Source organism: Xanthomonas sp. AC360 (assembly GCF_979258225.1).
On the sequence record NZ_OZ409846.1, the window covers coordinates 4,612,593 to 4,625,314 of the forward strand.

Genomic DNA, 12,722 nt, shown 5'->3' on the forward strand with positions numbered 1-12,722 from the left:
CGCTTTTTTGCAGCTGACCATGCAGGACCCGCCTACGCTGCCTGCCCACGCCACGATATCTACAGCGCCAGGCAGCCCAGCCGCAGGATTGCGTGCAGCAGGCAGCGGATCCCACCCAGCTCGACGCCACTGGACAGCCGCGCTATCCCAATTGCACCCAGCCGCGCATCGCCGCACAATCCCGGCACATCACACGCTTGGGGAGCGTCATGGAAGACCGTTTTCGCGCGCACAGGGTTGCCGCGCAGGCTGTACCTGCACCGTTTTGGACCCGCATCCCGGCGATCGCCACTTATCCGCTGCGCGGCTCGGCGCTGTATGCGCTGATCGCACTGACGCTGTGCAGCGCGCTGCTGGTCCTGCCGGGCATCCTCAAACTGGTGGTCATGGGCGTGCTGGGCATGGCGACCTACACCTATGCCTTCGATATCCTGCGCCACACCGCCGATGGCCAGCCCGATGCGCCGAAGCTCGGCTACAACAGCTTCGACAGCGCGGTGCTGCGTCTGATCCTGCTGGCCTTTGCACTGGGCATCGTGATCGGCGTCGCCGCCGCGCTTGCAGGTAAATTCGGGCTGACCATCGCCTATCTGGGCACCATGCTGTTGTTGCCCGGCATGCTGATCTCGCTCGCCATCGATGGCAGCCTGCGCCGCGCGCTCAACCCGGCGGTGTCGATCGACATGGCGCTGCGAATCGGCTGGCCATATCTGGCCGCCTACGGCCTGCTTTACGTGATCCAGGGCAGCGGTACCGCAGCGGTCTTCGTCGCACTGAAATATCTGCCGCCGCTGGTACGCGAGGCGACGGTGATGATGACCTCGATCTGGACCCTGTTCGCCAGTTTTCATCTGCTCGGGTATCTGGTGTACCAGTACCACGAAGCGCTGGGCTATGTCCCCAGCGCTGGGGCGGCACACAAACGCGCCGACCCGGATCAGCGCCTGCTCGACGAGGCCGAACAGTACGTGCGCGACGGGCATTCCGACGAGGCGTTCCAAGCCTTGCGTGGCGCGGTACGCTCGCGCGCAGTGAGCCTGGCAGTGCACGAGTTGTATCAACGCCTGCTGCGTCAGCACCATCGCAACGACGAGCTGCGCGAGCACACCCGGCAGTACATCAACCGCTTGTTGCAGGAGAAGCAGGAGCGCCGCGCGCTTGCGTTGCAGCGCGAAGCCCTGGACAGCGACGCCGCGTTTACCCCGCTGCTCCCGGGACAGGCCACGCTGCTGGCCGAGCGCGCCAAGATGGCCGGGCAGTTTCAGCTTGCGACCGATGGGCTGCTGGCCGCCATCGCAGGCTGGCCACGCGATCCGATGCTGCCGAGCTGGTCGCTGGATGCCGGCCTGATGCTGGCCGAGCGTTTCGGCCGCGATGAGCAGGCGCGCGTCATCCTGCAAAGCGCCTTGGAGCATTGCGACGATGCCGCACAACGGACAAAGCTGGACGCGGCGTTACGGGCGGTTGCGATCCAACCGGCGTAGCGCATCTAACAAAACGACTGCGCTCACTGTCAGGCGGACGCGGCCGGTGCGCGGCGCGGCATGGACTACTCGTACGCTCTGTCCGCGCCGTCCACACCCACCTGACGACTACTGGCTACGTTCTGTTAGCTGCTCTTGGCAGTCCAACACACATCGCCGCAGCCGGACGGTGGCGGCCAGACCTCAAAACCGGTTTGACGCACCTCATAAAGCGCCTGCATAGCCGCAAGTGCACGCGCGCTCGGCTCTCAAAACGGCATGTAGTGAGTACTGAGCGCACCATCCAATCGTACCGACGACCGCTCGCTGGGCTCGGCTAGCCACTGCTGAGACGGCTTTAAAACGCCTGCCACCGATACCCCCAAAATCCACTCGAACACGCAGCTGCGTCAGCCATTCTCAAGCAGAAACCGCGCCTTGACCGCCTGCCCCTGCTCCGGAAATTGATCGCGCACCAGCTGCAATACCCGCGTGCGCTGTTCGCCGGCCTGCAGTTCGCCGTGCCGCAGCGCCAGCACAAACCACTGTTGGGCCAGTTCGGCGCGTGGCGCCTCGATGTCGCACTCCTTCAACAAACGCTCGGCATCGGCCAGCAACCCGGTACGCAGGCACGCGCCGACCAGGGCCATGCGTGCCGGTAGCGCAACGGCGATCGTGTCCTTGCTCAGTTCTGCTGCCACGCCCAGCTGGACGCGTGTCTGCTGTGCGTTATGGCTGGGCAGGTGCAACAGCGTCTGTGCATGGCGCACGGCGTCCTGCGTGCGGCCGGCGTTGCGGGCCACGCGGTAACGGGCCAGCGCAACGTCCGGGCTGTGCGGTGTCTCGCTGGCAAGCTCGGCGAGCAGCCGCTCGGCTTCAAGGTTTTCCATGCGACCCAGATGGCGCTGCGCACGCTCCCAGCGGTCGTCCACCTGTGCGGCGGCGTCCTCGTCCATGAAGGCCGGGCGGGTTTGCCGCACCGCCACCAGCAACGCACCGAGCAGCGCACCGCTGACCAAGCCGCCGGCATGCGCTTCGAAGGCGACACCGCCGTTATCGCTGCCCAGCAGGCTGTACAACTCCCAGCCCAGCCACAGTGGCAGCAGCAGAATCGCCGGCCCGCGCACGTAGTTGAAGACCACAAAAAACCAGTAGAAAAACCGCACCCGACGGCGGCCCCACACCACGCAAAACGCCCCCATCAATGCGGCGATCGCACCGGACGCGCCCAGCCCGCCGCCAGGCTCGCCCCAGCGCCACCACAGGCTCGTCGCGCTTGCCCCAAACCCGCCCAGCAGATACAGCAGCAGAAACCAGCCGCTGCCGATCGCCCCCTCCAGCAAGGTGCCCAGCGCCAGCAGAAACACCATGTTGCCGAGCAAATGATCGAAGTCGCCATGCAAGAAGGTGGCCGTCAGCATCCGCGCCGGCGACCACTCCGAACTGCGTTGCAGATGACGCAGCGTGAACACCCTGGACAGGCGGGCATCGTAAGGCGCACGTAGACCGCGCCATTCGCGCATCTGCTCCTCGTCCTTAAACAACGCGCCGCCGCGCAAGGCCTGCGCAAAGGCGACATCGTGCAGTGTCAAATGCGCCAGATACGCGATGCGCTGCGGTGCCGGCACGCTGTCCAGCTTGCCCTGTCGCGCGGCACGCAGTTTGGCGTCGGTGGTCTGCGCCAGGTAGCGTGCGTGGGCCTGCGCTTCCAGCGCGCCCAGCCCCGACGCGACGTAGTAATGCACGGCGTTTTCGACCAGCGCATCGTCCTTGCGCTGATAGCCTACATAGACAACGACATTGATCAGCACCAGCAGCAGCGTCACCCACGGAATGTTTTGGCGCGACCAGGGTTTGTGCAGCGGCATGAGCAACATGACAACGTCCGTGTCCGAGAATGGCGCAAAGCTTCGCCGGGCGGCGGCAGATGCGCAAGCCGTCCATGCGCGCTAGCATCGCGCCCCCGCTGTCCGACACTCCAAGCCCGACATGAGCCGCTGGCGCCCGCCCGCCGAAAAAAGCACCGCGTTGATCACGCCCGAGGGTCACACCCGTCTGAAGGTCGAACTGGAAGATCTGTGGCGGGTGCGGCGGCCCGAGGTGGTGCGCGCCCTGGCCGCGGCTGCCGCCGAGGGCGATCGATCGGAAAATGCCGAGTACACCTATCGCAAGAAGCAGCTGGGCGAGATCGACCGCCGTGTGCGCTATCTGAGCAAACGTCTGGAAGCGTTGCGCGTGGTGGATACCGCGCCCACCGACCCGCACGCGGTGTTTTTTGGCGCGCAGGTGGAGCTGGAAGATGCCGATAGCGGCGAGCTGTTGCGCTATCGCATCGTCGGTCCGGACGAAACCGATGCCGGCCTGGGCTGGATCAGCATCGACTCACCGCTGGCGCGCGCGCTGCTGAAAAAGCGTGTGGACGATGAGTTCGAGGCGCAACTGCCGGCCGGGAAGCACACCTTTGTGGTGGTGTCGGTGGATTACGGCAGTCAGTAAGCAGGTGACGCAGGCGGCTGAGCTGTAGAGGCGCCTTTGCGCGATGGTGTTATCGGCAAGAAGCATCGCGCGCTGACGTGAGCGACACCCTGCTGGGCGATGGGCTCGGCGCGGAGCCACGCGCAGGCAACTGATGCGATCGGCTGCGCTATACGGGCGCAGCGTGCGCGGTTGGCTTGTTCGGGAAGGCCTTGTCGCGCTCTGGCACGCTCCTACGATAGGCCTGTGGCGGCTTGGTGTCGCACGTTGCTGTTGCGCAACGTGCGCCGGCTTGCGGCCGGTTACACCATCTGCAGATTCAGCGCGCGCCCCTGCTGGGCAGCGCCGGTGGGCGGCAATGCGTCGCCGAACAAATCGTGGTCATCGCTGTCGGTGATTTCCACATCGATCAGGTCGCCGACCTTCAGCCCAAGCTCGCCGCCGTTCTGGATATGCACCAGGCCGTCGATCTCGGGCGCGTCCGCGCGCGAACGGGCCACGGCGATGTCGTCTTCGATCAGATCGACCAGGCATTGCTGCACGCTGCCGATCTTGGCTTCCAGCCGCATGGCGGAAATCTCCGCCTGCTTGGCCATGAAGCGCGCCAGGCGCTCCTGCTTCACTTCTTCCGGCACCGGGTCGGGCAGCGCATTGGCACTGGCGCCGTCCACCGGCGAGTAGGCGAATGCACCGACACGGTCCAGCTGCGCCTGATCCAGAAACTCCAGCAGCGATTCGAACTCGGCCTCGGTCTCGCCGGGGAAGCCGACGATGAAGGTCGAGCGCACCGTGATCTCCGGGCACATCGCCTTCCAGCGCTGCACGCGCTCGAGGGTTTTTTCCACCGCACCGGGCCGCTTCATCAGCTTGAGGATGCGCGGGCTGGCGTGCTGGAACGGGATGTCCAGATACGGCAGCAGCTTGCCTTCGGCCATTAACGGAATCACATCGTCCACGTGCGGATACGGATACACGTAATGCAGGCGCGTCCACATGCCCAGCTCCGACAAGCCTTCGCACAGCGCCTTCATGCGGGTCTGGTACATGCGGTCGCGCCACGGGCGCTCGGCGTATTTCAGGTCCACGCCATAGGCCGAGGTGTCCTGCGACACCACCAGCAGTTCCTTGACCCCGCCACGCACCAGCCGCTCGGCTTCGCGCAGCACCTCGTCCACCGGGCGCGAGGCCAGATCGCCACGCATCGAAGGAATGATGCAGAAGCTGCAACGGTGGTTACAGCCTTCGGAAATTTTCAAGTACGCGTAATGGCGCGGGGTCAGCTTGATGCCGTAGTCCGGCACCAGGTCCACGAACGGGTCGTGACGCGGCGGCAAGGCCGCATGTACCGCCTCCATCACACTCTGGTAGTCCTGCGGGCCGGACACCGCCAGCACCTGCGGGTAGGCCGCGCGGATCTGCTCGGGGCGCTTGCCCAGGCAGCCGGTGACGATCACCTTGCCATTGGCGTTCATCGCCTCACCGATCGCATCCAGCGATTCGGTCACCGCCGAATCGATGAAGCCGCAGGTGTTGACCACCACCACGTCGGCCGCGTCGTAGCTGGGCACGATGTCGTAGCCCTCCACGCGCAGCTGGGTGAGGATGCGTTCGGAATCGACGAGCGCCTTCGGGCAGCCAAGGCTGACGAAGCCGACTTTGGGGTTCAGCTGGGACATGGAAGCAGGAGCCTGGGAAGTGGAGCGGCCTGGGGCCTGGGCAAGGCCAATTATAGCGGCGTGCGGGCAACGCTCTGAACCGCAAAGACGCGCCAGCCCAGCCGGCTTTGCGAAACCCTCACTTTTCACCATGCCGGTCCGGTCGATAATGCGCGCCTCCCTCGCTGCACATCAGGAATTCCCATGGGTCACTGGACCACGCTCGACACCCCCGACGGCCAGGTTGCCGCCTGGCACGCCACCCCCGCCTCCAGCCCGCGCGGCGGCCTGGTGGTGATCCAGGAAATCTTCGGCGTCAACGAACATATCCGCGCGGTCGCCGACGACTACGCCGCACGCGGCTATGAAGTGCTGGCGCCGGCCTTCTTCGATCTGGAAGAAAAGGACGTGCAACTGCCGTACGACCAGCCCAGCGTGCAACGCGGCCTGGCCCTGGCCAACGCGGTGGGCCTGGAACGCGCAGTGGAGGTGGTCAAATCCGCCGCCACCTTGCTGACCCGCGCCGGCAAGGTGGGCACGGTGGGGTATTGCTGGGGCGGCTCGGTGGCGCTGCTGTCGGCCATCCGCCTGGGCCTGCCGTCGGTGAGCTATTACGGCGGCCGCAACACCCAGCTGCTGGACGAAACGCCCAAGGCGCCGGTGATGTTCCACTTCGGCGAACAGGACGCCAGCATCCCGCCGGAAGCGATCCAGGCGCACCGCGAGAAACTGCCGCAGATGGAAACCTTCGTGTATCCCACTGGCCACGCCTTCAACCGCAGCATCGACCCCAACCACTACGACGCCGACAGCGCCGAGCGTGCGCTCGAACGCACCCTGGGCTTCTTCGAGGCGCATCTGGGATGAGCGCACCGGCATCGAGCGCCCCTGCGGCAAGCGACTTCGAGCTGGATGCGCGGCTGGCGGCCGACAGCGTGTTCGTCGCCGACGGGCCGCTGTCGCAGGTGCGCTTGATGGACGACACCCGCTTCCCCTGGCTGGTGCTGGTGCCGCGGGTGGCCGATGTCAGCGAGTGGATCGATCTGGATGGTGGCCAGCAGCGCCTGTTGCTGGCCGAGATCAACCAGCTCTCGCAGTTGCTGCGCGTGGAGCCTGCCGTGACCAAGCTCAATATCGGGGCGCTGGGCAATATCGTGCGGCAGCTGCACGTGCACCTGGTCGGTCGTCATCCCGGCGATGCGGCCTGGCCGGGCCCGGTCTGGGGCAGCGGCCAGGCACAGCGGTTTGCCGCCGACGCCTTACACGAGCGTGTCGCGGCATGGGCGCAGCGGCTACGATAGGCGCCCGTTCGCCAAGCTGCCCTCTCGCATGAAATCCAATGTCGTCGCCGCGCTGATCCTGATCCTTGTGGGCCTGCTGTTTCTGGCCAACAACCTGGGCTGGACCAATCTCAGTCTGGGCAAGCTGATCGCCACCTGGTGGCCGGCGGCGCTGGTGGCCTGCGGCATCGGCATGTTGTTCGGGCGCGGCAAGTAGGTGGGGCTGGGATTGGGGAGTTGGGATTCGGGAGTCGTCACAGCGGTGCCTCCGCGCTGGTAGTTCCCGTAGCAGTTCAGCCGCAATGCCCCCCTTCTCCCCTCGGGAGAAGGGGCCCCGAAGGGGCGGATGAGGGTACGTGCGAAGCCTAGTGCACTCGATGACACGTCTGATCCAGCACTGTTTTCTGATCCAACACCATTTCCGATGTTGCAGCGACCATGACCATCGCGTACGTCGTTGTTACCGCGTGCGCCCTGATGACAACTCACGATCAATGCGCACCTGGCAGCAGCGCGACATGACGACTGTCACCCGCAACTGTTGACTTCCGGCACCTGATTGGCGGGGCCATCGCGCGCAGCATGGCCTCACACCCAACGAGGACGCCGCCATGCATTACCGACTGACTTCCGGCCTGTTTTTGATCGTCATGGGCGGGATGTTCCTGCTCAACAATCTTGGCCTGAGCCGCATCGACCTGGGCGACGTGATTGCGGCGTGGTGGCCCTTGATGATTATCTGGGCCGGCGTCCACCAGCTGATGCGTCGCCGCAAACCGGTGCTGGCAACCGACTGAGCTGCGGGCCAGAAGCGCTGGCGAGAGCGACCTCGCACGCTATGTGCCATGCAGGCACTCGACGCATCCCGTGCACCGCACACCCTTGATATGGCCTCAGCGCGTCACGGCCCTGCTGCCGCCGGCTGCCGACGTGCTTGCGTCGACACCCATGCAGCACATCACGTACGCGGCAAGGTCACACCGGTCTGGCCCTGGTACTTGCCACCGCGGTCCTTGTACGAGGTTTCGCACACTTCGTCGGACTGGAAAAACAACATCTGCGCCACGCCTTCGTTGGCATAGATGCGCGCCGGCAGCGGCGTGGTGTTGCTGAATTCCAGGGTCACGTGGCCTTCCCACTCCGGCTCCAGCGGGGTGACGTTGACGATGATGCCGCAGCGCGCGTAGGTGCTCTTGCCCAGGCACACCACCAACGTATCGCGCGGGATGCGGAAGTATTCCACCGTGCGTGCCAGGGCAAAACTGTTCGGCGGGATGATGCAGACATCCGATTCGACATCGACAAAGCTGCCTGGGTCGAAATGCTTGGGGTCGACAATGGTCGAGTTGATGTTGGTGAAAATCTTGAACTCGCGCGAGCAACGCACGTCGTAGCCGTAGCTGGAAGTGCCGAAGCTGACGATGCGCTGGCCTGCTGCGTCGTGCTTGATCTGGCCGGGCTCGAACGGCTCGATCATCGCGTGCTGTTCGGCCATGCGCTTGATCCAGCGGTCGCTCTTGATGCTCATGCGGTGTTCCTTGAAGACGGTAGGCGGCAGGCCGGGCGGCCCGCGCGAAAGACGGCAAAGTCTAGCAGCGGCCGGCACCAGAGGCCGGCCGGCGGATTACAGCAGCGAGGCGGAAATCGGAATACTGGCGCGCGGACGCTTGCCCAACTCTTCCGACAGCCGCCTGGCTGCCGCCAGGTAGGCCTGCGCGGCAGCAGAGTCCGGCGCGGCGATCACGATCGGCTGACCCGCATCGCCCTGCTCGCGGATGGCGATCGCCAACGGCAGGGACCCCAGCAACGGCACGCCGTACTGCGCCGCCATGCGCTCGCCGCCGCCTTCGCCGAACAGATGCTCGCGATGGCCGCAGTTGCTGCAGGTATGCACCGCCATGTTCTCGATGATGCCCAACACCGGCACCTCGACCTTTTCGAACATCTTCAGCGCCTTGCGCGCATCCAGCGTGGCGATGTCCTGCGGCGTGGTCACGATCACCGCGCCGGCCACCGGAATCTTCTGCGACAGGGTCAGCTGGATATCGCCGGTGCCGGGCGGCAGATCGATCAGCAAGTAATCCAGGTCGTCCCACAGCGTGTCGTTGAACAGCTGGGTCAGCGCCGAGGTGGCCATCGGCCCGCGCCAGATCATCGGCGTGTCCTGATCGACCAACAGGCCGATCGACATCGCCTCGATCCCGAACGCACGCAATGGCTCGATCGACTTATTGTCCGGGCTGTCGGGCTTGCCGCTCAATCCCAGCATCGCCGGCACGCTCGGCCCATAGATGTCGGCGTCCAGCACGCCGACGCGCGCGCCCTGCTGCCGCAGCGCCAACGCCAGATTCACCGCGGTGGTGGACTTGCCCACCCCGCCCTTGCCCGACCCCACCGCAATGACATTGCGGATGCGTGGATGCGGAGCAAGCGCGCCCTGCACCGCGTGCGCGGCGATCCTGCGTTCGCCGCTCATGCCTGGCTACCTGCTGCGTCGCCGGTCACTGCGCGCGCATTGTTGTCCAACATCGTTGCCATTACCTTTCCCGTTTCGTCGTGTGCGGTCGCGAGGAACAACGCCCAGCGCGCGCCGCGAATGGCGCTCAGTTTACCGGCTCGTACTGGTTGCCCCCGATATCGCCCTCGCTCCGAGTCACACGACGGCGCCAGGGGCACGCATGCCAATCCTCGACATATTTCACAATTGTGGACACATGGTGAAGGACTTGTTACGGTCGGGGATCAATTCAGCCCGCGCTCAGTGAGCACAGCTGTTGGACTCATCCCAGCAAGGAATCCGCACGTTCATGTCGAGTCGTCTCCCGCAACGTAACCACCGTCATCGTTTGAGCGCAGCCCTGTTAGTCGCGCTGGTCGCCCCCGCCGGCCACGTCGCTGCGCAATCCGAAAATGGTGTAGCTCCCGGCACCACCGATCTGGACAAGGTGACCGTCACCGGCTCGCGCATTGCGCGTACCGGCTTTGTCACGCCGTCGCCGGTCACCGCGATCACCGCCGAAGAGATCCGCGCCACCGGCGCGACCACCATCAGCGACCTGATGGCGCGCATGCCAGCCCTGGCACCGAGCTACACGCTGGGCAACTCCACCCGCTTCATCGGCACCGCCGGCCTGGGTCTGCTCGACCTGCGCGGGATGGGCACCGACCGCACCCTGGTGCTGGTCAACGGTCGCCGCCATGTGGGCTCCAGCCCCGGCTCGACCGCGGTGGACGTCAACACGATTCCGGTGGAATGGGTCGAGCGCGTGGAGGTCATCACCGGCGGCGCGTCGGCGGTGTACGGCGCCGATGCGGTGGCCGGCGTGGTCAACTTCATCCTCAAGAAGAACTTCACTGGCTTCGAAACGCGGGCGCAAACCGGCCTGGCCGATGAGGGCAACTACAACCGCTCGTTCGCCAGCTTTTCTGCCGGCACCGACTTTGCCGAAGGCCGCGGCAACATTGCGATCTCGGGCGAGTACAGCAAGCAGGATCGCTTCGGTCGCGGCAACCGCGCCATTGGCCGCGAGTATCTGGTCAGCGTGCAGAACCCGAGCTTCGATCCGACCCGCCCACCGAGCGAAAGCAACCCGCAGACCGTGCTCAGCGGCCCGGGCGGCAACCACAGCACCTCTTACGGCGGCACCTTCAACCTGGGCACGTTCGATTTCCGCAACCCGGCCACCTACGGCAACCGCTATCTGTTCGGTGAAGATGGCAGCTTCCGCCGCAACCGCTACAACGGCACGGTGGTCAGCAATACCTCGTGCGTGGATTGCGATTTTGTCGATCTCAACGCCGTGGCCGACCTGCAGCCGGGCTTCGATCGCAAGAGCGTCAACACGATGGTGAACTTCGAACTGAGCGAGAACCATCGCCTGTTCTTCGAAGGCAAGTACAGCGAGACCGATTCGGAATTCTTCGGCCAGCCCGCATTCGATAGCTCGCTGCGCGTGCGCCGGCAGAACCCGTATGTCAGCCCGCAGCTCGGCGCGCTGATGGATTCGCGCGGCGCCACCCAGATCCTGATGAACCGTTTCAACGTCGATGCCGGCCGTCGCGGCGAAAACATCGAGCGCAAGACCTACCGCGCCGTGCTCGGTGCCGAAGGCAACTTCACCGACAACTGGACCTACGACGTGTCTGCCAACTACGGCAAGACCACGGTGGACCGCCTCAACCTCAACAACCGCATCAACGAGCGCTGGCAGGCTGGCATCGATGCTGCGCGCGATGCCAGCGGCACTATCGTCTGCCGCACCACGCTGGACCCGAACGCGATCAACCCCAACACCAATCGTGTGTATTCGGCACTGGCGCGCGAAGGCTGCGTGCCCTTCAGCGTCTTCGGCAATGGCGCGGTCACGCCGGAAGCTGCCGCCTGGTTCAACACCACCGCGCGCGCGCAGGCCAAGATCCAGCAGACCGTGTTCAGTGCGTCGGTGGCCAACAGCAACCTGCTGTCGCTGCCGGCCGGCGACATCGGCATTGCCGGCGGCGTGGAATACCGCAAGGAACAAAGCGAGGAAATCACCGATCCGTTGGCAGCCTCGGGCGTGACCTTCCTCAACGCCATCCCCAACAGCGGCGGCGAGTACACCGTCAAGGAAATTTTCGTCGAAAGCACCATTCCGTTGCTGGCCGGCCTGCCGGGCGTGGATCGGTTGGCGCTGGATGTGGCCGGGCGCTATTCGGACTACGACAGCATCGGCTCGACCAAGACCTGGAACATCGGTCTGGACTGGACCATCATCCCGTCGCTGCGGTTGCGCGGCACGCTGGCGCAGGCGGTGCGTGCGCCCAGCATCGGCGAGTTGTACGACTCGCAGAGCGAGAACTTCGCCACCATCAACGACCCCTGCAACTACCTGCCGACCAATTCCAATCGTCCTGGTACCGCCGGCGATGTGGGATTGCGCCAGTCCAACTGCAGCGCGTTGGGCGTGCCGGTCGGCTGGATCGACACCTTTACCTCGACCCGTCCCGGCGTGAGCGGCGGCAATCCGGAGTTGAAGCCGGAGCGCGCACGCAGCCTGTCGTACGGACTGGTGTGGCAGCCGGAGTTCTTCGAAGGCTTCGGCATGTCGATCGACTACTGGCGCATCGATCTGCGCGATGCCATCGGTACGGTGACGGCCGAGACCAATGCCACGCGTTGCGTGGACAACCCGGGCGGCATCAACAACAGCTTTTGCGGCTTCGTACAGCGCGCCCCGCTGGGCGGCTTTACTGATCCACAGGGCCGCATCTACCCCGAGCACAGCATCATCGGTTGGCAGGCTTTGAACGAAAACCTGGCCCGCTCGCGCCGCGTCGGCGTGGATCTGGAAATGGATTACCGCTTCCAGATCGGCGAAGGCAACACGGTGCTGCGGCTGGTCGGCACCCGGCTGATCCAGTCGCGCGAATGGGTCTTTCAGGATTTCCCGCAGGAATACGACGAGTACGTGACCTACGTGACCGACCCGCGCTGGCGCGCGCAGTTCCAGACCAAGTACAACTGGAACGAATGGCGCGCCTCGTGGGACATGAACTATGTGGACGGCAACCTGCGTGTGACCCCGGAGAGCTACAACAGCAACCCCGGTTCGGCCAGCCCGATCAAGAACGGCTCGTACACGTATCACAACTTCCAGTTCGGCTATCAATTCCCCGGCTCGAAGATCGACGTCTACCTCGGCATCGACAATGCCTTCGACAAGGATCCGCCGCGCAACTACTTCGGCTCGGATTTCAACTCGGCGCTGTATGACAACGTCGGCCGGTTCTTCTACCTGGGAACGACGGTGCGGTTTTGACCGGAAGTGACACATAGGAAAAAGCCCCGCTTGTCGGGGCTTTTTTTTTGG

Annotated in this window: 11 protein-coding genes and 1 other RNA gene; 8 read left to right on the plus strand and 4 right to left on the minus strand. The window is 64.8% G+C overall.

The window, feature by feature from the left end; all coding sequences use genetic code 11:
* Positions 1–209 precede the first annotated feature (209 nt).
* Both ACZZ0O_RS19785 and ACZZ0O_RS19790 read left to right on the plus strand, forming a co-directional pair.
* Positions 210–1,484: a hypothetical protein gene (locus ACZZ0O_RS19785; protein ID WP_463591631.1), complete on the plus strand. Its 1,275-nt coding sequence runs from the start codon at positions 210–212 to the stop codon at positions 1,482–1,484.
* Positions 1,485–1,544: 60 nt separating this feature from the next.
* Positions 1,545–1,615: non-coding RNA, sX9 sRNA (locus tag ACZZ0O_RS19790), on the plus strand.
* Between the two features lie 258 nt (positions 1,616–1,873).
* Here the strand turns inward: ACZZ0O_RS19790 and ACZZ0O_RS19795 are convergent.
* Entirely contained in the window at positions 1,874–3,340 is a 1,467-nt protein-coding gene (locus ACZZ0O_RS19795; RefSeq protein ID WP_463591632.1) for a rhomboid family intramembrane serine protease, read from the minus strand.
* Between the two features lie 112 nt (positions 3,341–3,452).
* Between ACZZ0O_RS19795 and greB the strand changes: the two genes are divergently transcribed.
* On the plus strand, positions 3,453–3,959 hold the full coding sequence (gene greB / locus ACZZ0O_RS19800; protein ID WP_055850016.1) for a transcription elongation factor GreB: 507 nt from the start codon (positions 3,453–3,455) through the stop codon (positions 3,957–3,959).
* Between the two features lie 281 nt (positions 3,960–4,240).
* Here the strand turns inward: greB and rimO are convergent, their stop codons facing one another.
* Positions 4,241–5,614, minus strand: coding sequence for a 30S ribosomal protein S12 methylthiotransferase RimO (rimO, locus tag ACZZ0O_RS19805; protein ID WP_463591633.1), 1,374 nt, complete (start codon positions 5,612–5,614; stop codon positions 4,241–4,243).
* A gap of 183 nt (positions 5,615–5,797) precedes the next feature.
* Here rimO and ACZZ0O_RS19810 point away from each other — a divergent pair, with 183 nt between their 5' ends.
* The 4 genes from ACZZ0O_RS19810 to ACZZ0O_RS19825 all read left to right on the plus strand — a co-directional run bounded on the left by ACZZ0O_RS19810 (position 5,798) and on the right by ACZZ0O_RS19825 (position 7,670).
* Positions 5,798–6,460 (plus strand): dienelactone hydrolase family protein, encoded by a 663-nt coding sequence (locus ACZZ0O_RS19810; RefSeq protein ID WP_055850012.1) that lies wholly within the window; start codon positions 5,798–5,800, stop codon positions 6,458–6,460.
* A complete protein-coding gene (locus ACZZ0O_RS19815) occupies positions 6,457–6,894 on the plus strand; it encodes an HIT domain-containing protein (RefSeq protein ID WP_463591634.1) in 438 nt (145 codons plus the stop codon). The genes ACZZ0O_RS19810 and ACZZ0O_RS19815 overlap by 4 nt, the downstream gene beginning before the upstream one ends.
* Before the next feature lie 28 nt (positions 6,895–6,922).
* Positions 6,923–7,090 carry a LiaI-LiaF-like domain-containing protein gene (locus tag ACZZ0O_RS19820; protein ID WP_005994260.1) on the plus strand — a complete coding sequence of 56 codons (168 nt, stop codon included), beginning with the start codon at positions 6,923–6,925 and terminating at the stop codon, positions 7,088–7,090.
* Between the two features lie 394 nt (positions 7,091–7,484).
* Positions 7,485–7,670 carry a LiaF transmembrane domain-containing protein gene (locus tag ACZZ0O_RS19825; RefSeq protein WP_055850008.1) on the plus strand — a complete coding sequence of 62 codons (186 nt, stop codon included), beginning with the start codon at positions 7,485–7,487 and terminating at the stop codon, positions 7,668–7,670.
* A 161-nt stretch (positions 7,671–7,831) separates the two neighbouring features.
* Here ACZZ0O_RS19825 and dcd read toward each other — a convergent pair whose 3' ends face one another.
* Positions 7,832–8,401, minus strand: coding sequence for a dCTP deaminase (gene dcd, locus ACZZ0O_RS19830; RefSeq protein WP_055850006.1), 570 nt, complete (start codon positions 8,399–8,401; stop codon positions 7,832–7,834).
* A gap of 96 nt (positions 8,402–8,497) precedes the next feature.
* Complete coding sequence (apbC, locus tag ACZZ0O_RS19835) at positions 8,498–9,349, minus strand: iron-sulfur cluster carrier protein ApbC (protein ID WP_055850004.1); 852 nt, start codon at positions 9,347–9,349, stop codon at positions 8,498–8,500.
* 331 nt (positions 9,350–9,680) lie between these two features.
* On the opposite strand from apbC, the gene ACZZ0O_RS19840 reads away from it, so the two are divergent.
* The gene (locus ACZZ0O_RS19840; RefSeq protein ID WP_463591635.1) at positions 9,681–12,671 is read left to right on the plus strand and encodes a TonB-dependent receptor plug domain-containing protein; all 2,991 of its coding nucleotides are present in this window, start codon (positions 9,681–9,683) and stop codon (positions 12,669–12,671) included.
* The last annotated feature ends 51 nt before the right edge of the window (positions 12,672–12,722 follow it).